General features: G+C 67.6%; 25 protein-coding genes, 2 tRNA genes and 1 pseudogene. 21 read left to right on the plus strand and 7 right to left on the minus strand.

Annotated features, from left to right (window positions below; all coding sequences use genetic code 11):
• The first annotated feature begins 6 nt into the window (after positions 1-6).
• From tolB to P7V53_RS08215, 7 genes and pseudogenes are all read left to right on the plus strand, one after another.
• Positions 7-1,275 (plus strand): Tol-Pal system beta propeller repeat protein TolB, encoded by a 1,269-nt coding sequence (gene tolB, locus P7V53_RS08185; RefSeq protein ID WP_280154994.1) that lies wholly within the window; start codon positions 7-9, stop codon positions 1,273-1,275.
• A gap of 76 nt (positions 1,276-1,351) precedes the next feature.
• Positions 1,352-1,888 (plus strand): peptidoglycan-associated lipoprotein Pal, encoded by a 537-nt coding sequence (pal, locus tag P7V53_RS08190; protein ID WP_280156460.1) that lies wholly within the window; start codon positions 1,352-1,354, stop codon positions 1,886-1,888.
• 10 nt (positions 1,889-1,898) lie between these two features.
• A complete protein-coding gene (gene ybgF / locus P7V53_RS08195; protein WP_280154995.1) occupies positions 1,899-2,681 on the plus strand; it encodes a tol-pal system protein YbgF in 783 nt (260 codons plus the stop codon).
• Between the two features lie 9 nt (positions 2,682-2,690).
• A complete protein-coding gene (locus tag P7V53_RS08200) occupies positions 2,691-3,485 on the plus strand; it encodes a tRNA threonylcarbamoyladenosine dehydratase (RefSeq protein WP_280154996.1) in 795 nt (264 codons plus the stop codon).
• A 13-nt stretch (positions 3,486-3,498) separates the two neighbouring features.
• Positions 3,499-3,574 (plus strand) — tRNA-Lys (locus P7V53_RS08205).
• A gap of 59 nt (positions 3,575-3,633) precedes the next feature.
• A tRNA-Lys gene (locus P7V53_RS08210) sits at positions 3,634-3,709 on the plus strand.
• 109 nt (positions 3,710-3,818) lie between these two features.
• Positions 3,819-4,067, plus strand: a pseudogene (locus tag P7V53_RS08215) (JAB domain-containing protein); the annotation flags it as partial.
• A gap of 159 nt (positions 4,068-4,226) precedes the next feature.
• Here the strand turns inward: P7V53_RS08215 and P7V53_RS08220 are convergent.
• Entirely contained in the window at positions 4,227-5,246 is a 1,020-nt protein-coding gene (locus tag P7V53_RS08220; protein ID WP_280154997.1) for a sigma-70 family RNA polymerase sigma factor, read from the minus strand.
• Positions 5,247-5,392: 146 nt separating this feature from the next.
• Here P7V53_RS08220 and P7V53_RS08225 point away from each other — a divergent pair, with 146 nt between their 5' ends.
• Positions 5,393-6,184 (plus strand): SDR family oxidoreductase, encoded by a 792-nt coding sequence (locus P7V53_RS08225; RefSeq protein ID WP_280154998.1) that lies wholly within the window; start codon positions 5,393-5,395, stop codon positions 6,182-6,184.
• 1 nt (position 6,185) lies between these two features.
• Positions 6,186-6,932 carry a hypothetical protein gene (locus P7V53_RS08230; RefSeq protein ID WP_280154999.1) on the plus strand — a complete coding sequence of 249 codons (747 nt, stop codon included), beginning with the start codon at positions 6,186-6,188 and terminating at the stop codon, positions 6,930-6,932.
• 153 nt (positions 6,933-7,085) lie between these two features.
• Here the strand turns inward: P7V53_RS08230 and phaZ are convergent, their stop codons facing one another.
• Entirely contained in the window at positions 7,086-8,378 is a 1,293-nt protein-coding gene (phaZ, locus tag P7V53_RS08235; protein ID WP_280155000.1) for a polyhydroxyalkanoate depolymerase, read from the minus strand.
• 43 nt (positions 8,379-8,421) lie between these two features.
• Here phaZ and P7V53_RS08240 point away from each other — a divergent pair, with 43 nt between their 5' ends.
• A complete protein-coding gene (locus tag P7V53_RS08240) occupies positions 8,422-9,162 on the plus strand; it encodes a glutathione S-transferase family protein (RefSeq protein WP_280155001.1) in 741 nt (246 codons plus the stop codon).
• On the opposite strand, the gene P7V53_RS08245 is transcribed toward P7V53_RS08240, so the two are convergent.
• From P7V53_RS08245 to P7V53_RS08265, 5 genes are all read right to left on the minus strand, one after another.
• Positions 9,163-9,585, minus strand: a complete 423-nt coding sequence (locus P7V53_RS08245; protein ID WP_280155002.1) for a cupin domain-containing protein — start codon at positions 9,583-9,585, stop codon at positions 9,163-9,165.
• A 458-nt stretch (positions 9,586-10,043) separates the two neighbouring features.
• On the minus strand, positions 10,044-10,547 hold the full coding sequence (locus tag P7V53_RS08250) for a hemerythrin domain-containing protein (RefSeq protein WP_280155003.1): 504 nt from the start codon (positions 10,545-10,547) through the stop codon (positions 10,044-10,046).
• A gap of 153 nt (positions 10,548-10,700) precedes the next feature.
• Positions 10,701-11,237 carry a diguanylate cyclase gene (locus P7V53_RS08255; protein WP_280155004.1) on the minus strand — a complete coding sequence of 179 codons (537 nt, stop codon included), beginning with the start codon at positions 11,235-11,237 and terminating at the stop codon, positions 10,701-10,703.
• Positions 11,238-11,336: 99 nt separating this feature from the next.
• Positions 11,337-11,804, minus strand: coding sequence for a DUF2269 domain-containing protein (locus P7V53_RS08260; RefSeq protein WP_280155005.1), 468 nt, complete (start codon positions 11,802-11,804; stop codon positions 11,337-11,339).
• Positions 11,804-13,087, minus strand: a complete 1,284-nt coding sequence (locus tag P7V53_RS08265; protein ID WP_280155006.1) for an NAD(P)H-binding protein — start codon at positions 13,085-13,087, stop codon at positions 11,804-11,806. The genes P7V53_RS08260 and P7V53_RS08265 overlap by 1 nt, the downstream gene beginning before the upstream one ends.
• A 61-nt stretch (positions 13,088-13,148) precedes the next feature.
• On the opposite strand from P7V53_RS08265, the gene P7V53_RS08270 reads away from it, so the two are divergent.
• From P7V53_RS08270 to P7V53_RS08320, 11 genes are all read left to right on the plus strand, one after another.
• Positions 13,149-13,616, plus strand: a complete 468-nt coding sequence (locus tag P7V53_RS08270) for a hypothetical protein (RefSeq protein ID WP_280155007.1) — start codon at positions 13,149-13,151, stop codon at positions 13,614-13,616.
• Positions 13,617-13,846: 230 nt separating this feature from the next.
• Positions 13,847-16,744 (plus strand): AAA family ATPase, encoded by a 2,898-nt coding sequence (locus tag P7V53_RS08275; protein WP_280155008.1) that lies wholly within the window; start codon positions 13,847-13,849, stop codon positions 16,742-16,744.
• Positions 16,745-16,929: 185 nt separating this feature from the next.
• Positions 16,930-17,127, plus strand: a complete 198-nt coding sequence (locus P7V53_RS08280; RefSeq protein ID WP_280155009.1) for a hypothetical protein — start codon at positions 16,930-16,932, stop codon at positions 17,125-17,127.
• A gap of 121 nt (positions 17,128-17,248) precedes the next feature.
• Complete coding sequence (locus tag P7V53_RS08285; RefSeq protein WP_280155010.1) at positions 17,249-18,769, plus strand: TolC family protein; 1,521 nt, start codon at positions 17,249-17,251, stop codon at positions 18,767-18,769.
• 32 nt (positions 18,770-18,801) lie between these two features.
• Complete coding sequence (locus tag P7V53_RS08290) at positions 18,802-19,911, plus strand: efflux RND transporter periplasmic adaptor subunit (protein ID WP_280155011.1); 1,110 nt, start codon at positions 18,802-18,804, stop codon at positions 19,909-19,911.
• Entirely contained in the window at positions 19,908-23,006 is a 3,099-nt protein-coding gene (locus tag P7V53_RS08295; protein WP_280155012.1) for an efflux RND transporter permease subunit, read from the plus strand. The genes P7V53_RS08290 and P7V53_RS08295 overlap by 4 nt, the downstream gene beginning before the upstream one ends.
• 38 nt (positions 23,007-23,044) lie before the next feature.
• Positions 23,045-23,587 carry a TetR family transcriptional regulator gene (locus P7V53_RS08300; RefSeq protein ID WP_280155013.1) on the plus strand — a complete coding sequence of 181 codons (543 nt, stop codon included), beginning with the start codon at positions 23,045-23,047 and terminating at the stop codon, positions 23,585-23,587.
• 22 nt (positions 23,588-23,609) lie between these two features.
• On the plus strand, positions 23,610-24,539 hold the full coding sequence (locus P7V53_RS08305) for a LysR family transcriptional regulator (RefSeq protein WP_280155014.1): 930 nt from the start codon (positions 23,610-23,612) through the stop codon (positions 24,537-24,539).
• A gap of 5 nt (positions 24,540-24,544) precedes the next feature.
• Positions 24,545-25,279 carry an MgtC/SapB family protein gene (locus P7V53_RS08310; RefSeq protein ID WP_280156461.1) on the plus strand — a complete coding sequence of 245 codons (735 nt, stop codon included), beginning with the start codon at positions 24,545-24,547 and terminating at the stop codon, positions 25,277-25,279.
• A 101-nt stretch (positions 25,280-25,380) separates the two neighbouring features.
• Positions 25,381-25,611: a hypothetical protein gene (locus tag P7V53_RS08315; RefSeq protein ID WP_280155015.1), complete on the plus strand. Its 231-nt coding sequence runs from the start codon at positions 25,381-25,383 to the stop codon at positions 25,609-25,611.
• Positions 25,608-26,630, plus strand: a complete 1,023-nt coding sequence (locus P7V53_RS08320) for a lipid A deacylase LpxR family protein (protein ID WP_280155016.1) — start codon at positions 25,608-25,610, stop codon at positions 26,628-26,630. The genes P7V53_RS08315 and P7V53_RS08320 overlap by 4 nt, the downstream gene beginning before the upstream one ends.
• Positions 26,631-26,857: the final 227 nt, after the last annotated feature.

Raw genomic sequence — 26,857 nt, forward strand, 5'->3', positions numbered from 1 at the left:
CAATCCATGCTCAATCGACGACAGTTCTCCGCCACTGCCGGCGTGCTCCTTGCCACCCCCGCCTGGGCGCAGTTCCGGGTTGAGATCTCCGGGGTCGGCGCCACCCAGGTGCCCATCGCGATCGCCAAGTTCCGCGACGAAGAGCGCAGCAACCAGTCGATCTCCGCCATCGTGCGCGCCGACCTCGAGCGCAGCGGGCTGTTCCGCATCATCGACGCGCCGGCCGTGCTCGACGAGACCACGCAGCCGTCGATGAGCGAATGGCGCGGCCGCGCCACCGATGCGCTCGCCGGCGGCTCGGTGATGCGGCTCGCCGACGGCCGCTTCGACGTGCGCTTCAAGCTGTGGGACGTGGTCAAGGGCGTCGAACTCGGCGGCCAGAGCAACGCGGTCGATCAGGCCGACCTGAGGCTCGCGGCGCACCGCATCGCCGACTACATCCACGAGAAGCTGACGGGCGAGAAGGGCGTGTTCTCCACCCGCATCGCCTACGTGACCAAGGGCGGCAGCCGCTTTACGCTGCGCGTGGCCGATGCCGACGGCGAAGGCGGGCAGGTTGCGCTCAACAGCCCCGAGCCGATCATCTCGCCGGCGTGGTCGCCCGATGGCAAGGAGCTGGCGTACGTGTCCTTCGAGAGTCAGAAGGCCGTCGTCTACACGCAGGAAGTGGCATCGGGCAAGCGCCGCGCGATTGCCAACTTCCGCGGCTCCAACAGCGCCCCGGCGTGGTCACCCGACGGCCAGACGCTCGCGCTCACGCTGTCGCGCGAGGGCGGCTCGCAGCTCTACGTGATGAACCGCGCCGGCGAAGGCCTCAGGCGCATCACCAACACGTCGGCGATCGACACCGAGCCTGCGTTCTCGCCCGACGGCCGCCTGCTGTACTTCGTGAGCGACCGCGGCGGCAGCCCGCAGGTCTATCGCATGCCGGCCGCCGGCGGCGCTGCCGAGCGCGTCACCTTCTCGGGCAGCTACAACATCAGCCCGGCCATCAGCCCCGACGGCCGCACGCTCGCCTACATCTCGCGCCAAGGCAATGCCTTCCGGCTGTACACGATGGACGCCGGAGGCAGCGGCTCGCCATTGGCGCTGACCGACACCAGCGACGACGAGAGCCCCAGCTTCGCGCCCAACGGCCGGCTCATCATCTACGCGACCCGCGCCGGGGGGCGTGACGTCTTGATGACCACCACCCTGGATGGCAAGATCAAAGCGCGCCTGGTGTCCACCACCGCCGACGTGCGCGAGCCGGTATGGGGCCCTTACGGGCGCTGAGGTCGTTGGGTTGAAAGCCTTCATCACAGGACGCGGTCCAGCGCGTCATCACAAAGAGGAAACAGCAATGAAAGCAATGCGTGTTGCACAACAGGCCTTCGTGGCATCGGCCGTCGCGGCCCTCCTGGCCGGGTGCGGCTCGAATGTCAAGCTCGACGACAAGCAGACGCCGGTGGAGACGCGCACGCCGACGGCCGTCAACCCCGGCGCCGGCGCCGGCGGCACGCCGCAGTCGCAGGTCACCAGCGTCGACCTCACGAAGAACGCCAATGCGGCGCAGAGCAATCTGCCGCGTGTCGTCTACTTCGACTTCGACAGCTTCGTCGTCAAGGACGAGTTCCGTCCCACGATCGACGCGCATGCCAAGGTCCTCAGCACCGACCGCAAGAAGAAGCTCGCCATCGAGGGCCACACCGACGAGCGCGGCGGCCGCGAGTACAACCTCGCGCTCGGCCAGAAGCGCGCCGAGGCAGTCGCCAAGTCGCTCACGCTGCTCGGCGCACAAGACACGCAGCTCGAGGCGGTGAGCTTCGGCAAGGAGCGCCCGGCGGCCAGCGGCAGCGATGAATCGGCCTGGGCCAAGAACCGCCGCGCCGAGCTGACCTACCGCTGAGCACCCCACCATGAACGTGCTGCCTCGCTGGCTCTCCGCCGCGTCGATCGCGTGCGCGCTGTTCTCTCCCGCCGCCCACGCGGGCCTCTTCGACGATGATGAAGCCCGCAAGGCCATCCTCGACCTGCGCCAGAAGCTCGAGCAGATCAACGAGCAGCAGCGCGTCCGCCAGGCCGAGCTCAACGCGCAGATGGCCGAGCAGATCAGCCAGCTCAAGCGCAGTCTGCTCGACCTCAACGCGCAGATCGAAACGCTGCGTGCCGACAACGCCAAGCTGCGTGGCCAGGAAGAGCAGACCACGCGCGAGGTGGCCGAGCTGCAGCGCCGAGTCAAGGACATGCAGCAGGGCGTGGACGATCGCATCCGACGCTTCGAGCCGCAGAAGGTGTCCGTCGACGGCCGAGAGTTCATGGCCGACCCCGACGAGAAGAAGCTGTACGAAGACGCGATGGCGATCTTCCGCCGCGGCGAGTTTCCCGCGGCGGCGGGCGCCCTGTCGTCGTTCCAGAAGCGCTACCCGAGCAGCGGCTTCAACGAGTCGGTCCTGTTCTGGCTGGGCAATGCGCAGTACGGCACGCGCAACTACAAGGACGCGATCAGCTCGTTCCGGGCCGTGGCCAGCCAGTACCCCGACGGTGCACGCGCACCCGAGGCTCTGCTCTCGATCGCGAATTGCCAGGTGGAGCTGAAGGACCCCAAGTCGGCGCGCCGCACGATCGACGAGCTGCTCAAGCAATATCCCAAGTCCGAAGCCGCGCAAGCGGGGCGCGAGCGCCTCGCGTCGTTGCGCTAGCCCACTGCCATGCTCGTCGCCGACGCGGCCGATCTCGAGCGCCGGTTCGGTGGCCTGCGCCGCCTGTACGGCGACGCGGCCTACGAACGGCTGCGGGCGGCGCGTGTGGCGGTGGTCGGCTTGGGCGGCGTCGGTTCGTGGAGCGCGGAAGCGCTCGCGCGCAGCGGCGTCGCCGAGCTCGCGCTGTTCGACCTGGACCACGTCGCCGAATCCAACATCAACCGGCAGATCCAGGCGCTGGGCAGCACGCTCGGCATGGCCAAGGCGCAGGCCCTGCGCGAACGCATCGCCGACATCCATCCCGGGTGCGCGGTGCGCGCGGTGGAGGAGTTCGTCGACGATCGCAACTGGCCCGCGCTGCTCTCCCATCCGGTGGACGTCGTGATCGACGCGTGCGACCAGGTGCGTGCCAAGGCGGCGCTGGCGGCGTGGTCGCTGACCACCGGCACGCCGCTCATCAGCGTCGGCGCGGCGGGCGGCAAGCAGCGGGCGCAAGCGGTGGAGGTCGACGACCTTGCTGCTGTCACCCACGACCCGCTGCTGGCGTCGCTGCGCCAGCGTCTGCGCCAGCGGCACGGGGCGGCGCGCAGCGGCCCCATCGGCATCCGCTGCGTGTTCTCACGCGAGTCGGTGGTGGCGCCGCCGGGCGCCTGCGATGTGGAGGCCAGTCTCAATTGCCATGGCTATGGCTCGAGCGTGGCGGTGACGGCCACCTTCGGCATGGTGGCGGCCAGCGCCGCCATCGAGTCGTGGCTCGCTGCGCCGTGCAGACCGAGAAGGGCGCCTTCAGAAACCACGCTATAATCGTAGGCTTGCTGGGTCGTTAGCTCAGTCGGTAGAGCAGCGGACTTTTAATCCGTTGGTCGCAGGTTCGAATCCTGCACGACCCACCAGACGATCTAACGAATCCCAGACGGCGCAGGACAGCGATAAAATCCTCGCCGCAGAATTCGGGCTCTTAGCTCAGTTGGTAGAGCAGCGGACTCTTAATCCGTTGGTCGTAGGTTCGAATCCTACAGGGCCCACCAACCACCACGAGGGTCAGCACGCGAGTAGCGGCTGACCCTTCGTCATTTGGGGCGAACGTCGGGACCATGCGCAGGACCATCGGCATGGCCCTAGCTGCTGTGGTCGAGCCTGCAGATCGGCAACCTCGAGCACAAGGTGTTCGCCGTCATCTTCCTGGACGCGCAGCATCGTCTGATCGCGTTCAAGGAGATGTTTCGCGGCACGGTGACGCAGACGTCGGTGTACCCGCGCGAGGTGGTGAAGGAGTCGCTGGCGGTGAACGCAGCGGCGGTGGTCTTGGCCCTCAACCATCCATCGGGTGTGGCCGATCCGAGTCGTGCCGACGAGTTCCTGACGCACACGTTGGCGTCGGCCCTCAGCTTCGCAGAGCGCGGACTCCTGTGAGCGGCAAGGACGGAGATTGCCAACCGGGCAGCACGGGCACCAGGGCGCCACTGGTCAAGTAGTAGGCCTGTCGCCTCGACGGAGTTGAGTGCCGCGGAGAGCCACTTGATCGCCTTGCTGCGACCGTGCGGATCAGCAGGCATATCGGCCCGGGAGCGATCGCGGCAGATCGAACCAAGGGAGCACGCCGCTTTCGAAGCGGGTCATGGCACTGACCCGCCCGCCGCTCAGCGTGACGACGAACAGACCGGTTCCATGGTTCACGCCAGTGGCGGTCCGAAGGTAGGTCGCGAATGCCAGCTGCCCGTTGGCACGCGTCGGCACGAGATCGAACCTGCGGCCCGCGCCGAAGATGCTGCCAAAGAGGCGCGCGACGACCTCGCGGCCCTCGTACTCGAGCGGCATGGGCGGCATCGAGACAAGGACATCATCGGTCAGAAGCGCCACCAGGGCGTCGAGATCGGCGGACTCGTAGGCGCTGACGAACTTCGCGACGATCGCGCGTTCTTCCGCTGAGTGCGGGGCCGGGGGCCGCTCGTGGGCGGCTGGCGGCGCCCAGCGGCGCTGCAGGCTGGCACGCGCCCGCTTGAGCGCGCTGTTGGCCGACTCGATGGTCGACTCCAGCATGGCGGCCACTTCGTCGGCATGGAAGCCGAGAACATCACGCAGGATCAGGACGGCCAGCTGCCGTGGCGGCAGCACTTGCAGCGCAGTCACGAAAGCCAGGGAGATCGATTCGGTCCGCTCGTAGCGGGCTTCGGGGCCGGGCGCCACGTCCATCGCACCGTCGAGCAGGCTGTCAGGATAGGGTTCGAGCCAGAGGACTTCGCCGAGCCGGGTCGGCTCGGGCGGTTCGACCCCGGGGACGTTCCACTCCTGCGCGGGGCGGCGGCTGGCCGAGCGGCGCATGTTCAGACAGCGGTGGGTGGCGACCTGGTAGAGCCACGTGCGCAGCGAGGCGCGGCCTTCGAACCCGGCGAGACCTTGCCAGGCTGCCAGCAGCGTGTCCTGCAGAGCGTCCTCGGCGTCCTGGAAGGAGCCCAGCATCCGGTAGCAGTGCAGCTGCAGTTCGCGCCGATACGGCGCGATCGCCGCACGGAATGCGTCGCCGTCCCCCGCCTGCGCCTTTCTGATCAGGTCGGCATTCGCCACGCTCGTCCTCGCCTCCACTGGTCATCCACATCGTATAGACACCGGCCAGGGCGCGAACTGGGCGGTCCGTTTGAGGCGCCCAGTCTGCCGGCGTTGCGGTGTCTACAGCTTCGACGGATCTGACGTCGCAAAACAGGAGAACCGACATGATGCTGAAGGACAAGGCCGCGGTGATCTACGGCGCCGCTGGCGGGATCGGCGGGGCGGTCGCACGCGCCTTTGCGCGCGAAGGGGCCGACGTCTTCTTGACGGGACGGGAGCGAGCGTCCGTGCAGGCTGTCGCCAACGACATCAGGTCGGCCGGCGGATCCGCGCGGGCCGCGGAGGTCGACGCGCTCGACGAGGAGGCCATCGACGCGCACTTGCAGTCCGTGATCGACGCGGTGGGGCGAGTCGATATCTCGTTCAACGCGGTGGGGATCTCGAATGCGAAGGCCCTGGGTGTACCGCTGCTCGAGCTCGACCTGGAGCAGTTCTCGCGACCGATCGCGGGCTACACCACCTCGTACTTCCTGACGGCGCGCCTGGCCGCCAGGTGCATGATCCCGAACAAGTCGGGGGTGATCATGACCGTCACCGCCCTCCCCGGGCGGACCGGCACGGCCCTGAACGGAGGTTACGGGTCTGCGCAAGCCGCCAAGGACGCGCTCACGCGCGACCTGTCCACCGAACTCGCACCTCAGGGCATCCGCGTTGTCAGCCTGCGACCCCACGGCATGCCGGGAACGAGGACGATCCAGGAAGTCTTCGAACTCAAGGCCTCCCGCACCGGGTCAACCTGGGAACAGTTCCAGACCTTCCTCGCCAACTGGAGCCATACCCGACGGGTGATGAGGCTCGAGGAGGTGGCCCACATGGCGGCGTTCATCGCGTCCGACAAGGCGAGCGGGATGACGGGAACGACCGTGAACCTGACGATGGGCGGTGCGGCGGACTAGCATGAAGACTCAACACATTCTGGCCGCCATGGTGCTGGGCCTGTCCGTCGCATCGCCAGCACACGCGGCCGAACCGGTGCTCGAATCGATGCCGGCCCCGCTGGAGACCCGCCTGGCGCTGAGCGCACTGCCACCGGCACTGCGCAACGAAGCCTCGGTCCATCTGCTCGATCCGAAGAGCGGCTATCGACTCGCGCGCCAGGGCACAAGCGGACTCGCCTGCCTGGTCGAACGCACGCAGTGGGAATGGGGCGAACTGCGGGACGACGTCTACGTGCCGCTGTGCTACGACGCCGTCGGGACCCAGGCGCACCTGAAGGTCATCATGGACACTGCCGCGTTGCGCGCGCAAGGGCTGAGCGGCGGCGCGCTGAAAGCGGAAGTCGAGAGACGCTACAAGAGCGGGACCTACAAGCCGCCGGAACGCGCCGGGCTGTCGTACATGGTCGCGCCGCTGATGCGCACGAACAGTCCGCCGGACATGAAGGTTCACACCATGTCCATGCCGCACCTGATGTTCTATGCCCCCGGCCTCACGAACGAAGACATCGGCGCCAAGCCGAAGCTGGCCGACCTCGCGAGCCTTCGCTGGCCGTTCATCGACCGGCAGGGCAACGCCGAGCAGAGCTACATGATCCAGCTCGTCGGCGAGACCGAGACGGCGAAGATCCTCGTCGACGAAAAGTCGCTGCTGGACGAGCTGTGCGCTTATCGCGAGCTGCTCTGCCTGCACGGCAGGAAGCACTGACTCATCCGCCCTCCAAGCGCTTGGAGCAAGTGGCATGACCGCGCAAGATTTCAGCACTCGCCTTGTGGTCGACCGGACGCCGGAACAGGCCGCTTCCGGATGGCCTGCCGTCACGGGCTGCTTTGCGGCAGTGAACTCGTCGCCCCGTTGTGGTTACTGCGACACGTGGATCGCGTTGCGTACCACCGGGTAGATGTGGTTCTGCCACCGCCTGCCGCTGAACACGCCGTAGTGGCCGACGTTGGGCTGGACATGGTGCGTGCGCATGTAGGGCCGCAGGCTGCTCACCAGGTCCTGTGCGGCGAGCGTCTGGCCCACGGCACAGATGTCGTCACGTTCGCCCTCGATCGTCACCAGCGCCGTGCGGCGGATCGCCGCCGGGTTCACGGCGCGGCCGCGAAACCGCAAAACGCCCCGGGGCAGCGCATGGTTCTGGAACACCTGCTCCACCGTCTCAAGGTAGAACTCGGCCGGCAGGTCGGCCACGGCCATGTACTCCTCGTAAAAAGTGCGCGTGATCTCGGCGCGGTCGAATTCGCCGTCGACGAGATGCCGGTAGTACTCGTTGAACGTGTTGACGTGGCGGTCCCGGTTCATGCTGATGAAGGCCGACAACTGCACGAATCCGGGGTAGACACGCCGCCCGGCGCCGCCGTAGCGCCACGGCACAGTGCTGATCAGGTTGTTTTCGAACCACCCAATCGGCTTGGATGTGGCGAGCTTGTTCACCGCGGTGGGGCTGATGCGGCAATCGATCGGGCCAGCCATCAGGGTCAGGCTTGCTGGGGTGGCCGCGTGCTGGTCCTCGGACATCAGCGCCACCGCGGCCAGTGCAGCCACACAGGGCTGGCAGACGGCGATCACGTTGGCGTTGGGGCCCACTGCGGCCAGAAATTGAATCAGGTGCTCGATGTACTCGTCGATGCCGAAGCGGCCCGCCTCCAGCGGCGTGTCGCGCACGTTGTGCCAGTCGGTCACGTAGACGTCGTGGTCCTGCAGCACGGTGCGCACCGTGTCACGCAGCAGCGTGGCGAAGTGGCCCGACATCGGCGCGACGACCAGCACCTTGGGCTGCTGCGGCGCGCCTACTTTCCGAAAGCGCAACAGCGTGGCGAACGGGGTGCTGAGCACCGCTTCTTCGATGACGGGAATGGGTCCGCCTTTGCCGGTCACGCTGTCGATCCGCCACGCCGGGCGCTGGTGCGTCACCTCGGCCAGCGCGAGCACCTTGCAAGCCGCGGCGGCATGGCGCGCGGCCGCCGCCATGGGCGGCGCCGAGCTCAGGTCTTGCAGCAGCGGCGCCGACAGCCTGGCGAAGTGGCGAAGGGGCCACATCAGATCGGCATGCGCCTGGTAAGCGTGATACGTAGTGAACTCTCCGCCCGTGAAATCGGTGCAAGGGGGCACGCAACAAGCGCGCCACGGCGCGTGGCACAACGCTTGCATTGACGGACGTCATTTCCCGCGTCACACCTTGCTGGAGAGCACCATGCCGGTCGGGTCGCCCCGCAAAACCAAGAGCACCGGGCGTCCGAAACCAACCCGGCCCACGGCCAGGTCCGCGCCGTCCGAGGCTGCGCGGGCCACGCTGACGCTGAGCAGCAAGAACTATTCTTCGTGGTCGCTGCGCGGCTGGCTGATGGCGCGTTTTGCAGGGCTGGACTTTGCTGAGGTGATGGTATCGCCCGATGACGCCGACGCCCGCAAGGAACTGCTGCTGCTGGCGCCGTCGATCCGCGTACCGTGCCTCACACACGACGGCGCCAAGGTCTGGAACACACTGGCGATTGCGCAGTACCTCAACGAGATCAAGCCCGATGCCGGCCTGATGCCCGCCGACCGGATCGCACGCGCGCACTGCCGCTCGGTCAGCGGCGAAATGAATTCCGGCTTCGCCAACCTGCGGGCTTCGTTGCCGATGAACCTGAAACGCCGGTTTCCGGGGCACAAGGTCTGGGCCGGCGCGCAACCCGACATCGACCGCATCGCCGAGATCTGGCTCGATTGCCTGGCCACTTACGGCGGGCCGTTCCTGTTCGGCAAGCAGCGTGGCATGGCCGACGCAATGTATGCGCCGGTGGCCACGCGGTTTCTCACCTACGACGTGAAACTCGACCCGCGATGCCTGCAGTACTGCGCCACCATCATGGCCATGCCCGAGATGAAGGAATGGGTCGCCGCGGCGCTGCTGGAGCCCGACGACATCGACGAACTCGACATGGACTTCTAGCTACTTCCAGGGCGTGGGGGCAGGCACCCCGCACGGCGCGGGCACGTCGATCGACTTGAAGTCGGCAGGTCCCACCACTTCCAGGTACTCCATGTCAGGCGAGTAGTCGAAGAGATAGTGCACGACCCCTGGTCTCTGGTGCACACAGTCGCCGGCGGCGACCAGCGTCTCCTGGTCGCCGTACATGAACCTGGCCCAGCCTTTGGTCATGAACACGATGTGGAACTCTGCCTCATGGCGGTGCCAACCGGTGCCCTTCTCTGGTGCCATATTGGCCTTGACGAGATGTGCGATCACGCGGCCATTGGTCGCCGCAGCCACGCCCAGGTCCTTGTACAGAAAAAAGTCGCGCAAGCCGTCGCTGCGCCAGTTCGAGTCGGCGGGTCTCACGTGCGAGAACTTGGTGGGCGTGGTGTCCGACATGGCGCGAGCCCCTGTGGTTGGCCGATGTTGCAACGCCGCATGCATAACGCGTTCCAATCGCCACCGCCACGGGCGGCGTCGATGCGGCCGAAGCCATAGCCGGGGAACGACCGCGCGTGTGCTGCGGCCGGCAGTGACACAGGGCGGAACTGCCGGTCGAACCGGTGGTCCGGCGAGTGGGGCTGATCGACGAAGCTGAACGTCGGCGCTGTCTGAACCGCCTGTCAGCAGCCGGGGCGGAGGACTGCTCATGGCCGACCGCCGGAGGCCACGCCGCGCCCATACGACTGGCCACGACAGTGCGGCAAGGCGACAGGGAGCAAAGGCATACGTCCAATGATGCGCTTGAACACTTTGCTGTAACCGGAGCGACATCTGCACCGTCGATGAACGAATTCGCCGGAACGTCGCGAGTGCCCTTGACCCCCCTTCGCAACGGGCCTACTGGTGCGTTGCAATCAGGCCTGTTCCGTGTCGGGCTCCGCAGTCAGGAGCTCTTCCTGCCGGGCACTCATTTGCGCGCCGAGTGCGTTTAGATCGACTTCACTCGCTCGAACCAAGGGGAGCAACCTCTGTTCTTCTTCCTGAACGTGGTGGTGCACGTACTCGCTCAGCACATTGACGTAGGCATCGAAGGAGCGGTCGCTCGCGCCCGCCGCCTGGATGCTCGAGATCAGCTCCTTTGCGCTTTGATGTTCAACGAGCGCTTCCTCGAGCAATGCCTCTTCGTCAGGGAGCGCGCCGCGGGCGGCTGGATAGAAGATCTCCTCTTCGATGACGGCGTGAACGGTCAGGAGCGTGCAGATCTGCCCCGCCAGGCGCTCCTTCTCTTGGTCGTCAGCATAGGAATCGACAAGCTCCTTGTAACGCTTGAATAGATCCTCGACTTGCTGATGGTCGGACATGAGCAATGCGATGGCATCAGGCAGCGTGTCATCGTTGGCGCTGGTTCGTTGGGACATACCGTTCCTTTCAGTGGATATGGGCTTGGCTCGCAGCCTTCGACGTTCAGGTCTTGATGCACTCCCTTGTCATTCATGGCCGCCCTCCAAAGCAGGAAGTCTTTCGCGGCTTGGGCAAGCGGCATGCCGCTTCATTCGTGATGACAACTGTCTTCATCGTCGTGGGTCAAAGGCCTTCTCCTCGAACGAGTCGGCGCGGTAGCAGCGCCGGAACTCCTCGGCGAAAGGCAGCAGCACGAGCAGCACGGCGGCGAACGCGATCGCGGCCAGCGTACCGGCAGGCAGCGCAGGCTCTTTCCAATGCCAACGCCAGTCCGCCTGCGCGCTGCCCAAACCGACGGCGGCCAGCGCCTGGTCGCGATGGATCACGATGAGAAGCACCAATGCCACCCAGGGCAATGCGAGCTGCACGCCGTGAACCCATTGCTCAGGCACCGGAATGCGGCGGCGCGATGCGGCGTAGATCAGGTCCCACCACATCGTCAGTTCGTGGGCGATGGCCGTTGCCACCAGCAGCGCCAGTACGGCGGCGTTGATCTGCAGCAGCAGCGCGGCCGCGATGGCGATGCCCAGCTCGGCCAGCATCGCCCAGTGCAGCGCCGACTCCTTGGTGCCGGCGGTGTGCTCGATGTGCTCGACCCGGTGACAAAGCCAGTCGCCGAAGCCGGCCAACATCCACAGCGGCAGCACGCCATGCAACAGCATCTTCTGCAATAGCAGTGCCGTGGCATCCATGGCTGGTATTGCGGCAGGCAACGTGCCCGCCGGAGCAATGACCAGGAAGCCCCGTCAAGCCGGCTTCACGGTCATCAAGTAGAAGATGGCGACGAACGCCAGGAAAGCGGGGATCCCGAGGGCAACCCATGTCCTGAACACACGCGTGTAGGACGCGGGCAGCGGCTCTTCCAGACGGGCGGCGGCCTCCGCAAGGTCGCGCATTCGCTGCTGAAGCCGGACCACCGGCAGCCAGCAGGCGAGCGCCACTGCATACAGAACGATGGACCACATGAGCCAGCGCGTGCCCAGCGGCATGCCGGCGACATGGGCCAGGTAGAAGCCGCTGACGGGCTGAAAGACCGCGGTGGTCGCGGTGAATATCCAGTCGGCCAGCACGACGGTGCGTGCGACCGAGGCAACGGCGCGGACGTCCTTCGACCGCGTCGTCATGAGCAGGAAGAAGGCCGTCCCGATGCCGGTGCCGAACAGCACGGTCGACGAGACGATGTGGAGCCACTTGACGATCGCGTAGTGCTCCATCACCTCTCCTTGCGGTCCAGGATCGCCAACATGAGGAGCGCAGCCAGCATGGGAAGGTTTTTCAGGACCGGGCCGTAAGGATGCAACCAGAACTCCGGCAACCGGACGGTGATGACCAGGGTGTAGAAAGCAATCAGTCCGGCCTGGGTGATCCACAGCCACCGTCGACGACGCATCGGCCAGAGGGTCAGGATGCCGAGTACCAGGTCCAGCAGAGCGGCCCCGTACAGCATCGGCAGGCGCAGCAATGGCGGGACGCCGGAACGCGCCAGCAACTCCAGGCTCTGCTCCACGGGAAAGACACCCATGGACACGATGCCGGTGACGATCCAGACCAGGGCGACCGACAGCCGCAAGAGCGGGAGAAGCCACCCCAGTTGCGCGTGGCCCAGAGCAGCGGCGGAATGATCTGCTTCGATGAAGGTCGACGCTGCTCGAGGCGCTTTGCCGAGCAGCGCGGTGATGGCGTCGGCCGGCGCCGCATTGCCGCGTTCCAGCATCCGCCAGCTGGACGTGTCCAGCAGGCCGACGCCCAGCAGATCGCCGATCCGCGCCGCCGCCGCCATCCAGGCTCTCGGGATGCCGATGGTCGGAGCCGGTGAAAGTCCGAGCGAGTCGCGCAATGCCTGCAGATAGCCGGCGAGCGTCAACGCCTGGGGCCCGACGAGGGGAACGCGTGCACCCCGGCAGCTCGAGGGAGAAGTCTCGAGCAGGACGACGATCGCCATCACGACGTCATCGACGTGCACCGGTTGCAGCGGCTGGGATCCACCGGCCGGCAGTGGCAATGCCGGAAGGCTGGCCCATGTCAGGAAAGCGCGGGCACTGGGCCCGCCGGGCCCGAACACCAGCGAGGGCTGCACCACCACCGCATCGGGCACCAGGTCGAGCAGCGCGTCGTCGCCCGCCTTCTTGGTCAGGTGATAGGCCGTCTCGGCACTGTCGTCCGCGCCCAGCGCCGACACCTGCACGACACGACGCAAGCCGACCTCCGCGCAACCTCGAAAGAGCGATCCTGGACCCGCGATGTGAATGTCATCGAATCGCTGGGCCGCGCTTTCCCGGAAGATCCCCACGGTGTTGACCACCGCGTCCACCCTACGGAGGTGGACCAGCCAATCACTGGCCTGGGCGGTTGCGAGATCAATGGCGATCCACTGCATCCCTGCGTCCGACGGTCGGACCCGGCGCGACGCACCGACGACCTCGTGTCCACGCGCCTGCAAGGTCTCGCAAAGCGTGTGGCCGATGAATCCAGTAGCGCCGGTGACGAGGACCTTCATGGGGTAGGGCGGGAACGATCATTGCTGCCACCGAGGCATGACTGAGCAATCCACATTCCGCTTGAAGCCATCCCTGCGTCGATACGCCGTCGATGCGCTGTGGTCGGGCACGCTTGCCAGCCTGGCTTCCGGCGCGGTGCTGGCTTGGCGCGGCCGGGCCGAGAACGCGAGCGCCGCAGCGCCGCTGAATGCACCGGCGCACTGGTTCTTCGGGGACGAGTCGCTGCGGCAAGACGAGGTGTCCTGGAAGCACACGGCCACCGGGCTGGTGACCCATCACATGTCATCCGTGTTCTGGGCGGCTTTGCATCAACTCCTGCTTGCACGACATCGTCGGGTTACACCTGCGCGCGTCGCCGGGGATGCGGTCGCCGTCACGGCCATCGCTGCCGTCGTGGACCTGAAGCTGGTGCCAAGACGGCTCACACCCGGGTTCGAGCGGCGCTTGAGCCGGCCGAGCTTGGCAGGCGTCTACGTCGGCTTCGCAGCGGGACTCGCCTTGGGTGCATGCGCGAGGATGCGTCGCTGACAGCAGAATCCGGCAATTGGCCTGCGGGCGGATTCCATTGCGTGGCCTCCACGGCCATGCGGTGGCTGTGGCCGCGAACAACGAGATGGCCATGATGGGGCGGAGGCTGTTCACGATGCGTTCTTTCTGTGTGCGAGCTGAGCTCATGGGACTGATTCGCGGAAGTAGACGTCGGTGGCGCTGCATGCCGCAGCGATAATTGGTCCCGATCTCATCGCACGGCGTATCGCGTGCCCCGCCCGCTCTCCACCTCCAATCCGGTCCGCCTCCGCTTCGACGACTTCGAGCTCGATGAGGCGAATGCCTGCCTGCTGCGCGGCGGCAAGGCCGTCGCACTCGCACCGACTCCCTTCAGCCTGCTGTGCGCGCTGGCGCGCCAGCCGGGCGCGTTGTTGACCAAAGATGCGCTGCTGGACACGGTCTGGGGCCACCAGTTCGTCAGCGAATCGGTGCTGAAGACCGCGATCAGCGACCTGCGCACCACCCTCGGCGACAGCCCCCGCGAGCCGCGTTTCATCGAAACCGTGCCGCGGCGAGGCTACCGCTTCATCGCCGTTCCAGCCGCTGAGCCTGCACCACCGCAAGCGCCCACCATTGATGTGTTCACCGGCCCGAGCGAATCGCTGTCCTTCATCGGCCGTACCGATGCGGTCGCCAGACTTCGCCGCACCTGGAGCCAGGCCTGCAGCGGCCGGCGGGCTGTCGTGTGGGTGGCCGGCGAGCCGGGCATTGGGAAGAGCACGCTGATCGAGCACTTCGCGGCGGGCCTGGGAGGCGTTGCCGTCGCGCGCGGCCAGTGCGTGGAGCACTACGGCACCGGCGAGCCTTATCTGCCTGTGCTGGAGGCGCTGGCCGAGCTGTGCCGCAAGGAGGCAGACCTGCCCGCGCTGCTTCGCACGGTCGCCCCGACCTGGCTGTTGCAGCTGCCGTGGCTCAGCACCTCCGAGGAACGCGACGCTTTGCGCCGCGAACTGGCCGGCGTCGGTCCTGACCGCATGCTGCGCGAGATGGGCGAGCTCCTCGACCGCTACACCGAGCAGCGGCCGCTGCTGCTGGTCACGGAAGACCTGCACTGGAGCGACCGCGCGACGATCCAGCTCATCGACCACGTCGCACGGCGGCGCGGCCGCGCAGGCCTGATGTGGCTGGCGACCTTCCGCGTGGCCGAGGTGGTGGCGACGGACCATCCCCTCAATCCCTTGCGGCGCGAGCTGCGTTTGCACCGGCTGTGTGAAGAGATCGTGCTCGACCCGTTCTCCGAAACCGAGGTCGCCGAGTACATCGCACAGCACTCGCCCTCGCTCGGGCGCGATGAGGCCTTCGTCCGTGCTCTGCACGGGCGCACCGACGGCGTGCCGCTGTTCGTCTCGTCGGTCGTCACCGACGTGATGGAGCGCACCGACGACGGCGCGGACGGAGAGAGCCGGCTTGCGGCGGTGGCGGTTCCCGAGAATCTGGCCGCCATCATCGACCACTACATCGACCGGCTCGACAGCGAGCAGCGCTCGCTGCTCGCGGCAGCGTCGGTCTGCGGCGTCGAGTTCCGGGTCGATACGCTGGCGCTGGCGCTGGAGCGTGACATCGCCTCGGTGGCGCTGGGCTGCGACGCGCTGGTGCGCGAACACGTATGGCTCGCCCCGCCGCGTGCTGCAGAGGAGGGCGGTGCGCTCTACCCGCCGTATTCCTTCAAGCATGCGCTGTTCCGTCAAGTGCTCTACGACCGTACACCGTCCGCCGCGCGCATGCAGCTGCATTGCGAGGTGGGCTCAGCCCTGGAGCGGGAGCGCGCGGCCGGGGTGGCGGTGGCCGCGTCGGAGCTGGCGATGCACTTCGACCGCGGCCGGCAGCCGATGGCCGCTCTGCGCTATTACGCCGAAGCGGCCGAAGGCGCGCTGCTGCACTTCAGCCCCGCAGCCTGCATCAGCCGTGCCGAGCGCGGGCGGGCACTGGTGCCGCAGGCGCCGGAGGGGGCCGAGCGCGACGCGCTGGAGCTCACGCTCGCGACGCTGCACGGCATGTCGGCCTTCCACTCGCTCGGCGTCGGTTCGCAGGCGATGAACGCCTTCGAGCGCGGCTACGCGCTGCTGGCCGGCGTGCCGGAGCATCCGATGCGCGGCCGACTGCTGCATGGGTTCGGCTATCTGTCGAACCTGCGCGGCGAGTACGTGGAGGCGCTGGTGGTCGCGAAGCGCGCCGAAGCGCTCGCATCCGTGTCGGACGATCCGGTGTTGTTGCTTGTCGCGTGCTTCCTGCACGGCGAGGCCCATCATATGCAGGGCCGCACGCAGGCGGCCCGCTCGTGGTTGGAGCGCGGCCTCGCGATCTCCGAAACGCTGGACCTGACGGCGGACCAGGTGTTCGCGGCCGACCCCCAGGTCGCCTTGCTGGGCATGCTGGCCATCGACCTCGTGCGTTGCGGCCTCGTGCAGCAGGGCCGGGCGCTGGTACAGCGGGCGCGTGCGCGCGCTGTCGAATTGCGGCAGCCGATGACGCGCCTCGTCGCGGTCTGGCAGGAGGCGCTGCTCGAGGTGCGCATGGGCAGCCACGACGGCGTCGCGTCCCTGGTCGACGAAATGCAGGCCCTGGTCGACGAGTCCTCGCTCGCGCACGGCCAGACGGCCTGCCAGTGGTTCGGCGGTTGGGAACAGGCGCACAAGGGCCGGCCCCGCGAGGGCCACAGGCTCATTCGCGAGGCCTACGAACGCAACACCCGGCTCGGGATGCGCGCCGGCGCCAGCGAGGTCCTGGGCTATGCGGCTGAAGCGCTGCTGCTGGCCGGCGATGTCGAGGGCGCGCAGGCACAGCTGCAGGAAGCGCTGCAGATCGCCGACGAGCTCGACGAGGGCGTGTACCTGCCGCAATTGCTGCTGCTCCAGGCCACGATCGCACGCGCTCAGGGGAAGCCCCAGGCGGGCGCGGCCTCGGTGCGCCGTGCCGTGGAAGAGGCGCGCACGCAGGAAGCGCCGTGGCTGGAGCTGCTCGCGCTGGTGGAGCTGTGTACGCACCATGATGCCGAAGCCGGAGAGCGTCGGAACCTCGCCGCGCTCGTGGATCAGTTGCCGGAAGCGGGCGACACCGAGCCGGTGGAGCGCGCTCGCTCGCTGCTCCAGATGGCGGACCCGGCCTGAAGCGGGCGGGGCCGCAGTGGATCAGCAGGCCGCTTCGCGCGTGCGCTGATCCGGAGATCCAGCTCGCCCATCGGTCCGCGGTTGCCCGCGACCGCCGTCACGACCGAAGCACGACCTTTCGCTGACGACTCCGCCAGGGGGCCGGCCTACGCTGTGGCCGAGTCTTACTTATCCCCTCGCGAGCCATGGTCCTCAACTCTGAATCCAAGTACCCGAACCGCCGGGCCTACGTACTCAAGCTACGCGCCGACGCCACGCCGCAGGCTTTCGCGGGCCGCCTCGAGAACCTGGTCACCGGACGCCAGCACGAGTTTGCGTCGGTTGAAGAGCTGCTGGCGTCGATCGCGTCCGACCTCGCATCGGCCGACGCCGATGGCCGGTGATGCCGCGCCAGGAAATGACTGAGCGCTCGAAATGGCGACCGAACGACGACCCAACGCTGACGACTCGGCACGCGCCGGCCCCTACGCTGACAACACCTCGAATCCACACGAGATCCATTCGATGCCGCGACTTTCAAGCTCCTCTTCGCTGACCCCCCACATCGGGCACGCGACCTACCCACACGCCGAGCGCCTGTCCGGCCTCGTCGCGGCGGCTGCGCTGGCCGCATCGATCGCACTGGTCTTCACCGGCTGTTCCACGCCGGTGCTGAAGCCCTCGGTGGAGGTGCCGGCGAAGTTCACCGCGAGCACGGCCTCCGAGATGGAACCCGAGGCCGCCTGGTGGGACAGCTTCGGCGATCCGGTCCTGACGAGACTGGTGCACCTCGCGGCGCAGGAGAACCGCGACATCAAGATTGCCGCCGAGCGCCTGCGCGCGGCGCGATCCGGCGTGAAGCTGAGCCGTTCCTTCCTGGCGCCCAGCGTCAGCGCGGTCGGGTCGGCCAGCGACCGCAGCAGCGGCTACGGCGACGCGGTGAAGCAGCTGACGCCGGACACCCGCAACGGCAGCGCCAGCCTCGACGTGGCGTGGGAGGTCGACCTGAGCGGCCGCCTGCGCGCGGGTGCGTCCGCAGCGTCCGCCGACGCGCTGGCCGCGGAGCACGGCGTGCGCGGCGTGCGCCTGATGGTGATGACCGACGTCGCCACCCACTACTTCGCGCTCGTCGGCGCGCTGCGCCAGCTCGACATGCTGCGCGCCATCTCGGCCGCCCATGACGAGACCGTGCGCCTCGTGCAGGCGCGCCATCGGGCAGGCCTGGCGACGTCCTTCGACGTGGAACGCGCGCAGACCGACGCCCAATCGGCACACGCCCAGATCCCGCCGCTGGAGACGATGGCGGCGGTCTCGCGGCATCGCATCGCCGTGCTGACCGGCGGCCAGGCCTTCCAGGCAGCGAGCATCGAGCCCTGGCGCGGCGACGTGGCCGTGCCGGACATCACGCCCGGACAGCCGGCCGCGCTGCTGCAGCGCCGGCCCGATGTGCTGGCGCTGATGGCGCAGCTGGACGCGGCCAATGCGCGCCGCAAGCAGGCCGCGGCCGAATGGTTTCCACGGCTGTTCCTCGACGCGTCGTTCGGCCGCCAGAACGTGGAGCTGAACAGCATCGGCTTGGGCTCCGCCCGCTTCACCAACGTGGCGGGCCTGCTCGCGATGCCGATCTTCAACGCCGGCCGCACGAGCGCGATCAACGACATCGCCGAGAGCGGCCAGCGCGAAGCGCTGCTGCGCGCCGAGGACGGCATCGTGCGCGCGCTGGAGGATGTGGAGAACTCGCTCGTCTCGCTCACGTCGGAACGGCAGCGCTCGCAATCGCTGCAGGCCGCGGCCACCTCCGCGGAAGCGGCGATGGGCCGCGCCCAATCCCTGTACGACCGCGGGCAGATCGACCTGCTGCCGCTGCTCGATGCGCAACGCGCGCGACTGGCGGCGCGCCTGTCTGCCAACGACAGCAGCACGCGGCTGCTGCTCGACAGCGTCCAGCTCTACAAGGCGCTGGGCGGCGGCTGGCAGGTGTTCGAGCCGGCCGCGCGAGCTCAAGCGCGATCCACTGCCGCCGGCGCCAGCGCGCCGCATTCCTGAAATCCCGCACAGACCACCAACGAGGAACTGCCTTGAAGAACTTCCATGCCACGGCCGTCACGCTGGCCGTCGTCGCGCTGCTCAGCGCCTGCAGCCCGGACAAGCCGCCCGTCGAGACACGCCGGCCGGTGCGCACGTCCGAAATCGTCTATGACGCCACCCGCGAGGCCAACCGCTACGCAGGCACCGTGCAGTCCCGCTTCGAGGTCGACCAGGCCTTCCGCGTGGGCGGCAAGGTGTCGCGGCGCCTGGTCGACGTCGGCCAGGTCGTGCGCGAGGGCGATGTTCTCGCCGTGCTGGACGACAGCGACTACCGGCTGGCCGAGGAGGCCGCGCGCCAGCAGTGGACGGCCGCCGTCGCGGTGGCCCGTCAGGCCGAATCCGATCGCAAGCGACTCGGCTCGCTGAAGGCCGACGGTTCGGTGAGCGTGGCCGACGACGAGAAGGCCCACAGCGGCGCACAGTCGGCGCAGGCGTCCGAGGGTGCGCTGTCCCGCCAGCTCGAGCTCGCGGGCAACCGCGTGAAGTACGCCGTGCTGCGCGCCTCGCGCAGCGGCGTGGTCACTGCCGTGCGCTTGGAGGTGGGACAGGTGGTCGCCGAAGGCCAGCCGGTGGTCGCCATCGCCGACCCCGGCACGCCGGAGATCGTGGTCGACGTGCCGGAAGACCAGTTGGCCGCCTTCAAGACGGCCCGCTTCAAGGCCTCGCTCGCGAGCTCGCCGGACGAGCATTTCGAGCTGGCGCTGCGTGAGATGTCGCCGCAGGCCGCGGCGCAGACGCGCACCTACCGCGCCAGGCTGAAGCCGGTGAGCGCCCGGCCGCTGCCGCTGGGCGCAACCGCCACGCTCGTGACCGATCGGGTGATCTCGGATGCGCAAGTGGCCGCGATTCCCGCCACCGCGCTGACGCAGTCCGGCGGCCGTCCGGCGGTCTGGCTGGTCAAGCGCGTCGGCAATGAGCCAGTGGGCAGCGTGGACCCGATGCCGGTGGCGGTGCACGGCTATCGCAACGACCTCGCGCTGGTCTCGGGCCTGCCGGCCGGGGGGCAGGTCGTCACCGCGGGGGTGCAGAAGATGGCCCCCGGACTGAAGGTGGCGCTGCCCGATGCGGCCCTCGACACGACGCAGCAGGCCGCCCGATGAACAACTTCAATCTCACCGAATGGGCGCTCGAGCACCGCGCCGTGGTGCTCTTCCTGATCATCGTGATCTCGATCGCGGGCGTCTTCAGCTTCACCAGGCTCGGCCAGCTGGAGGACCCCAAGTTCTCCGTGCCGTCGATGACGGCCACCGTGATCTGGCCCGGGGCCGGCGCGCAGCAGATCCAGGACCAGGTCCTGAACCGCATCGAAAAGAAGTTCGAGCAGCTCGACCACTTCGAGAAGGTCGTCACCTTTGCGCGCCAGGGCTACGGCGGCATGACGATCACCGTGAAGGGCGGCACGTCGCACAAGGACCAGCAGGAAGCCTGGTACCAGGCGCGCAAGAAGTTCTCGGACCTCAAGCTCGAACTGCCCGAGGGCGTCGTCGGCCCGATCTTCAACGACGAGTTCGGCGACGTCTATTCGCTGCTCTATGCCGTCAAGGGTGACGGCATCGGGCATGCGCAGCTGTCCGACATCACCGAGGACGTCAAGCGCCGGCTGCTCAAGGTGCCCTACGTGAAGAAGGTCGATCTCCTGGGCAAGCAGGACCAGAAGGTGTACGTGGAATTCTCCAACCAGCGCTTGGCCGCGCTCGGCATCACGCCGCTGGCGATCGCCGAGAGCCTGAGGAGCCAGAACGCGATGATGCCCGGCGGTTCCATCGACACGAAGGACGACCGCGTATTCGTGCGCGTGAGCGGCCAGTTCACCAATCTGGACGACATCCGCAACGTGCCGATCGCCGCCAACGGCCGGACCATCAAGCTCGGCGACATCGCGACGGTCAAGCGCGGCTTCCAGGACCCGCCGACCTACACCATCCGCCACAACGGCCAGGACGTGCTGATGGTCGGCATCGTGATGACCGACGACGGCAACGTCGTCGAGCTCGGCAAGGCCGTGGAAGACGCGGTCGCGAAGGTGCAATCCGAACTGCCGCACGGCGTGGAGCTGGAGCGCGTCGCCGACCAGCCCACCACCGTGAAGGATTCCGTGTGGGAATTCGAGCGCTCGCTGATGGAAGCGCTCGTGATCGTGATGGCGGTGAGCCTGCTGAGCCTGGGCTTCCGCACCGGACTCATCGTCGCCATCTCGGTGCCGCTGGTGCTCGGCGTGGTCGCCATGGTGATGCTCGCGATGGGCTGGAACCTGGAGCGCATCTCGCTCGGCTCGCTCATCATCGCGCTCGGTCTGCTGGTGGACGACGCGATCATCGCGATCGAGATGATGGTGGTGAAGATGGAAGGAGGCTGGGACCGCGTCAAGGCGGCCGCCTTCTCGTATGCCTCGACGGCGATGCCGCGCCTGTCCGGTGCGCTCATCACCGTCGCCGGCTTCATGCCCATCGGCTTCGCGCACTCCACCACCGCCGAATACGCGGGCGGCATCTTCTGGATCGTGGGCATTGCCGTGGTGTTCTCGTGGCTCTGCTCGGGCATGATCGTGCCCTACCTCGCGGTGAAGATGCTGCCGAAGGACTTCGGCCAGCACCACCACGGCACCGACCCGTACGGCACGCCGTTCTACCGCAAGCTGCGCGGCTGGATCGACTTCGCGCTGGAGAAGCGCTGGCTCATCATCGCCGTGACCGCAGGAGCCCTGGTGCTCGCGCTGGCCGGCATGAAGCTGGTCCCGCAGCAGTTCTTCCCGAACAGCGAGCGCCCCGAGCTGATCCTCGACCTGCGCATGAAGGAAGGCTCGTCGTTCCAGGCAGCGACCGAACAGGTCAAGCGCATGGAAGCGGTGCTGAAGAAGGACGAGGAAGTGCGCTTCTTCACCGCCTACACAGGCGCCGGCGCGCCGCGCTTCTACCTCGCGCTGTCTCCCGAGCTGCCCAACCCCGGCTACGCCCAGTTCATCGTCATGACGAAGGACATGGAGGCGCGCGAACGTGTGCGCTTGCGGCTGATGGCCACGGCCGACACGGACTTCCCGCAGGCCTGGGTGCGCGTCACCCGCCTCGAGATGGGTCCCGCCGTCGGCTACCCCGTGCAGTTCCGCGTGGTCGGTCCCGACACGCAGAAGGTGCGCGAGATTGCACGCGAGGTCGAACGTGTCATGGCCTCGAGCCCGAAGGTGCGGGACGTGCAGCTCGACTGGAACGATCCGGTGCGCACGCTCAAGGTCGAGCTCGACCAGGACAAGGCGCGAGCGCTGGGCCTCACGCCCGCCGACGTGAACCTCGTGACCCAGAGCGTGATGAACGGCGCGACCCTGTCGCAGCTGCGCGAGCACGAGAACCTGGTGGACATCGTCGCGCGTGCCGTGCCGAAGGAGCGCCTGGATGTGGACACGATCAAGGACGTGAACATCTACACGCGCGCCGGCACCGTGGTTCCGCTCGCTGAAGTGGCCAAGGTGAAGTACGAGCTCGAAGAGCCGGTGCTGTGGCGGCGCAACCGCGACATGGCCATCACCGTGCGCGCCGACGTCAAGGACGGCGAGCAGGGCGTGTCCGTCACCAAGGAAATCGACCCGCTGCTCAAGGAGATCCGCGCCAGGCTGCCTGCCGGCTATCGCGTCGACGTGGGCGGTGCCGTGGAAGAAAGCGACACGGCGAACAAGGCCCTCGCCGCCGTGGCTCCGGTGATGGTGCTCACCATCCTGCTGATCCTGATGCTCCAGCTGCAGGACTTCTCGAAGATGGCGATGGTGTTCCTCACCGCCCCGCTCGGCCTGATCGGCGTGGTCGCAGCCCTGCTGGCGTTCCGCGCCCCGCTCGGCTTCGTCGCGATCCTGGGCATCATCGCGCTCGGCGGCATGATCATGCGCAACTCGGTGATCCTGATCGACCAGGTGCGCATCGAGATGGAGGAAGGCCGCGACCCCTGGAATGCGATCGTCGATGCCGCCCTGCACCGGACGCGCCCGGTGGTGCTGACCGCCGCCGCCACCGTGCTCGCAATGCTCCCGCTCACGCGCAGCGTGTTCTGGGGCCCCATGGCTCTAGCGATCATGGGCGGCCTGACGATCGCCACGGTGCTGACCATCTTCTTCGTGCCCGCCCTGTACGCCGCGTGGTTCAAGGTCCGCCGCGATCAGCCGGCCGGCGGCACCGATCCGGCTGCAGGCCACGTGGTGCTGGCCTCCTGAAGGACCCGGCATGAAAGCGCGATGAGCCGGCTGCGATCATGACCCGTCGCACTACCTTCACCGACGAAGAGATCCTGGCCCGTGCCCGCTCGGTATTCCTCGAGCGAGGCTACGCGGCGCGCACCAAGCAGATCGCTTCGGCGGTCGGCCTGACCTGGGCTGCGATCGCGAATCGCTTCGGCGACAAGCGCTCGTTGTTCGTGCGGGCGATGGCCGGGCCGGAGCGCGGCGAGGAGTTGGTTGCGGAGCGAGCGGGCAGCATGGACCTGCCCGGCCTGCTGGAGCAAGTGAGATGCGACCTGTGGGCGCGCTGGCCGCGGCGCCTGCAGTACCGCCTTGCCCCTGTGGCGTCCGGCCCCGACGACATGGCGGAAGACCTGGTGAGCAGGCTGGCTGCCGACTTCGAGGCGCGCGCGCACCAAGGGTCGCTGAGGAGGGACATGAGCCCCGAGATGCTGACGCGCGCGGCCGTCGCGATGCTGACGGGCGACGTGGCGCAGCGGTTCGTGGCGAGGGAGCGGACCTTGGCTGCGGATCCGACGTTCATCGGCGCCGTCGTCAGCCTCTTGTCCGCACATTGAATCGATCGACTGGCAGGATGACATGGACAGATTGCAATCGATGAAGGCGTTCGAGCAAGTGGTGGCGGAGAACGGCTTCGCCGCCGGCGCCCGCAAGATGGGGATGTCTCCTTCGGTCGTGACGCGACTGGTCGTGGACCTGGAGAGCCATCTGGGTGTCCGGCTGCTGCAGCGCACGACACGCCGTCTCGTGCTGACGCCGGCCGGAGAGACCTATCTGAGCCGTGTGCGCGGCATCCTGAGCGACATCGAGAGCGCCGAGGACGACGTCAACAGCCATTCCCGCGAGATGTCCGGCATCGTGCGGGTGGCCGCGCTGCCCGGCATGGCAACCCACCTGGTGGCACCGGCCATCGCCGAGTTCCGCCGGCTGCACCCCAAGGTGACGATCGAGCTGCATTCCGACATGCTCGCGTACCGGGACGTCGAGGGGCACGACCTCACCCTCTTGACCGACCAGGTCCCGTTGCCCGCCGGCGCGGTGGTGCGGCCCGTGGTGACCAGTGAAAGCATCTTCTGCGCGTCGCCCGACTACCTGCGCCGCCATGGCGAACCGCAGGCGCCGCAGGAACTGCTGCAACACGCGTACATCCGCGTCGTGTTCCCCGGCCTGCCCTCCAGCGCGATCCGCTTCGTGCACGAGAACGAGCCGGCCCGGATGGAGGAGGTGGGGGTGGTGCCGGTGCTGTGCTGCAACGACCACGAAGCCGTGCTGCGAGGCACGGTGGAGGGTGCCGGCATCAGCAGTCAGGTGCTTCAGGTGGCGGCGCCGCTGCTGCGCGCCGGACGCCTGCAACGCGTGCTGACCCCGTGGCTGGCCGAGCGCTTCACGCTGGTGGCCTGTTTCGCCAGTCGTCGCCACGTGCCCACGCGCACGCGCGCATTCCTCGACCACCTGGTTCGTCACGCCACATTCACCGAGCACGGCGCCTTGCCGGGCGGGCATCCGTGAACCCCATGCTGGACAACCTTCAACACTACTGGAGCGGCGCCTTCCTCGCCGCCAACGGCTTCATCGCCCTGAACCTGATCGGCGCGCTGCTGCTGGGCGCATTCGTGGGCTACGAGCGTTCGTACAACGGCCGCGCGGCCGGCATGGGCACCTACGGTCTGGTCTGCATGGCCTCGACGGCGCTCACGGTGTTCGTGGGCCATGCGCCTTTGTGGTACGGCGGCGCCACGAGCGACGCGCTCGTGGATCCCACGCGGGTGGTGCAAGGCGTGGTCACCGGCATCGGCTTCCTGGGCGCCGGCGTGATCATGAGGGATGGGCTGAGCATCAGTGGCCTTACGACCGCTGCATCGATCTGGGCCGTCTCGGCCATCGGCGTGCTGCTGGGCGTGGGCTTCTATGCGGCCGCGCTGCTGATGGCGCTGCTGTGCGTGCTGTCGATGTCGATGCTCCAGCGGCTGGAGGCATGGCTTCCCGGACGCTCGACGCTGGAGGTGTGCCTGACCTTCAGCTCGACCGGCTCGCCGAGTTTCGAGGAGCTGATTGCCAAGGCCGAGTCGCACGGCTATCGGGTGCTGCGCGACGGCCTGCGCATCAGCTTCACCGACAGCCGGCCGATGTGGCGATTTTGCGTGGTGGCGCTGGATCGCTTCCGCGCCGCGTCGCCTGCCTCGCTCGCGCAGCAGCTGGCCACGTCGGAAGGCGTGGCCAGCTTCAGCATCGTGCCGGTGCGCAACTGACGTCCAGCTGCACGCGATCCGCTGACTGAACGGCCACCGAACGGCGACCGTACCGCGACCACCCTCGCCGTCCTGCGACCTACGCTTGTCTCATCCGAAGCATGAACGACGAGACGAGCATGAAACACCACGAGAAGACACCTCCCGCTTTCGAGTTGCGCTTTGACCCGCTGTTGGGCGCCCGCCCCGCGCTCAGCTTCCCATGCGATGCCGCCGGCAGGGTCGACCTCGACAACCTCGGGGAGCGAGCACGCTGCAACTACTTCTATGCCCGCACGGTGATCGGACGGGAATTCGCAAGGCCGGCCGTGCGGCCCGGGACGCTCCAATGAACGCGTCGCGCGTGGCGTCGACACTGATGGCGCTGCTTTCATTCGGCGCCCTCGACTGCGCCGCGCAGTCGAGCGCGTCCCATGGCGGCGCCTGGACGGTGACGTTGGAAAACGACGCCCCCACCGGTTCGGACAACAACTACACGAACGGCATGGGCGTGACGTGGGTGTCGAGAGCCACGGACACCTACGACGAGCGGAGCTTTGTCCGCCGCTGGGGAGAAGCCGCGTCGTTTCTGCCGTTCGTCGGCAACGACGGTTACCGCACCTATGTGGCCTGGTCGCTGGCCCAGGAGATGCATACGCCGGACGACATCAAGGCCGCGAACCCGCCCGGCGACGACCAGCCCTATGCCGGCGTCGTGTATCTCGACAATGTCGTCTATGCGCGAGGCGAGCGTTCGATGCATGCCTGGCAGCTCAGAGTGGGCATGGTGGGCCCGTCGTCGCGAGCCGACCGCGTGCAAACCTGGTGGCACAAGGCGATCGACGCCGACAAGCCGATGGGCTGGGACACGCAGCTTCCGAACGAGCCGATCCTCAACGTCGGCTACACGGGCGCGTACCTGCTGGCACAAGGCAAGCTGGGCAAGTCGGCTTCGTGGAGAGTCTTTCCAGTGGTCAACGCGGGTCTCGGCAACTACTTCACCGGCGCTGGGCTGGGCATGTACGGCGAGGTCGGCTGGAACCTGGTGGATGCGCCGGGCGGAACAGCACTGCGCCAAGGCTTCAATGCGGCCTCGACGGTTGGAGTCGGGCCGGTGGACCGATGGTCCGTGTCCCTTTCCGGCGGTGTTGCGGGATACGGGGTTGCGCATTACCTCCCGCTCGACGGGACGGTGTTCAGGCACAGCCGATCGGTCGACTCCGAACCCTTCATCGGCATGGCCACATTGGGCGTGACCGCGCGACATCGGGACTTCGTCTTCTTTGTCGGCAGAACCTTCTTCACCAAGACATTCGAGACCCAGCGGCAGCGCGCTGAGTTCGGGACCTTCAGCCTGTCCTGGTATCTCTGAGAGGGTGTCGACAGGATTCGCGGCACCGTTCGCCCTGAGCCCATCGAAGGGCTCGCCGCGCCGATGAAGGGCGCGACTCCTGCAGCCCGTGCTCGGCCGACTTCGTCGACCAGGGCTTCGATACCTCAGCCCGAACGGTTCTTGTACTGCAACGCGACTTGCCTTCGATCCTGGGCCTGTCGGCAAGCGCCTGCTTCTCACCCTTGCCAGCGAAAGAATGGACTGTT

The organism is Piscinibacter sp. XHJ-5 (genome assembly GCF_029855045.1).
In the GTDB taxonomy this organism is placed as follows: domain Bacteria; phylum Pseudomonadota; class Gammaproteobacteria; order Burkholderiales; family Burkholderiaceae_C; genus Albitalea.

Bases quoted from the DNA above. Each gene is read 5' to 3' on its own strand.
- pal (WP_280156460.1), top strand. From the start codon at position 1,352: ATGCGTGTTGCACAACAGGCCTTCGTGGCATCGGCCGTCGCGGCCCTC.
- phaZ (WP_280155000.1), bottom strand. From the start codon at position 8,378: ATGCAAGCGTTGTGCCACGCGCCGTGGCGCGCTTGTTGCGTGCCCCCT.
- P7V53_RS08200 (WP_280154996.1), top strand. From the start codon at position 2,691: ATGCTCGTCGCCGACGCGGCCGATCTCGAGCGCCGGTTCGGTGGCCTG.
- P7V53_RS08295 (WP_280155012.1), top strand. From the start codon at position 19,908: ATGAACAACTTCAATCTCACCGAATGGGCGCTCGAGCACCGCGCCGTG.
- P7V53_RS08230 (WP_280154999.1), top strand. From the start codon at position 6,186: ATGAAGACTCAACACATTCTGGCCGCCATGGTGCTGGGCCTGTCCGTC.
- P7V53_RS08245 (WP_280155002.1), bottom strand. From the start codon at position 9,585: ATGTCGGACACCACGCCCACCAAGTTCTCGCACGTGAGACCCGCCGAC.
- P7V53_RS08285 (WP_280155010.1), top strand. From the start codon at position 17,249: ATGCCGCGACTTTCAAGCTCCTCTTCGCTGACCCCCCACATCGGGCAC.
- P7V53_RS08265 (WP_280155006.1), bottom strand. From the start codon at position 13,087: ATGAAGGTCCTCGTCACCGGCGCTACTGGATTCATCGGCCACACGCTT.
- P7V53_RS08310 (WP_280156461.1), top strand. From the start codon at position 24,545: ATGCTGGACAACCTTCAACACTACTGGAGCGGCGCCTTCCTCGCCGCC.
- tolB (WP_280154994.1), top strand. From the start codon at position 7: ATGCTCAATCGACGACAGTTCTCCGCCACTGCCGGCGTGCTCCTTGCC.
- P7V53_RS08315 (WP_280155015.1), top strand. From the start codon at position 25,381: ATGAACGACGAGACGAGCATGAAACACCACGAGAAGACACCTCCCGCT.
- P7V53_RS08240 (WP_280155001.1), top strand. From the start codon at position 8,422: ATGCCGGTCGGGTCGCCCCGCAAAACCAAGAGCACCGGGCGTCCGAAA.
- P7V53_RS08260 (WP_280155005.1), bottom strand. From the start codon at position 11,804: ATGGAGCACTACGCGATCGTCAAGTGGCTCCACATCGTCTCGTCGACC.
- P7V53_RS08305 (WP_280155014.1), top strand. From the start codon at position 23,610: ATGGACAGATTGCAATCGATGAAGGCGTTCGAGCAAGTGGTGGCGGAG.
- P7V53_RS08280 (WP_280155009.1), top strand. From the start codon at position 16,930: ATGGTCCTCAACTCTGAATCCAAGTACCCGAACCGCCGGGCCTACGTA.
- P7V53_RS08250 (WP_280155003.1), bottom strand. From the start codon at position 10,547: ATGTCCCAACGAACCAGCGCCAACGATGACACGCTGCCTGATGCCATC.
- P7V53_RS08320 (WP_280155016.1), top strand. From the start codon at position 25,608: ATGAACGCGTCGCGCGTGGCGTCGACACTGATGGCGCTGCTTTCATTC.
- P7V53_RS08300 (WP_280155013.1), top strand. From the start codon at position 23,045: ATGACCCGTCGCACTACCTTCACCGACGAAGAGATCCTGGCCCGTGCC.
- ybgF (WP_280154995.1), top strand. From the start codon at position 1,899: ATGAACGTGCTGCCTCGCTGGCTCTCCGCCGCGTCGATCGCGTGCGCG.
- P7V53_RS08225 (WP_280154998.1), top strand. From the start codon at position 5,393: ATGATGCTGAAGGACAAGGCCGCGGTGATCTACGGCGCCGCTGGCGGG.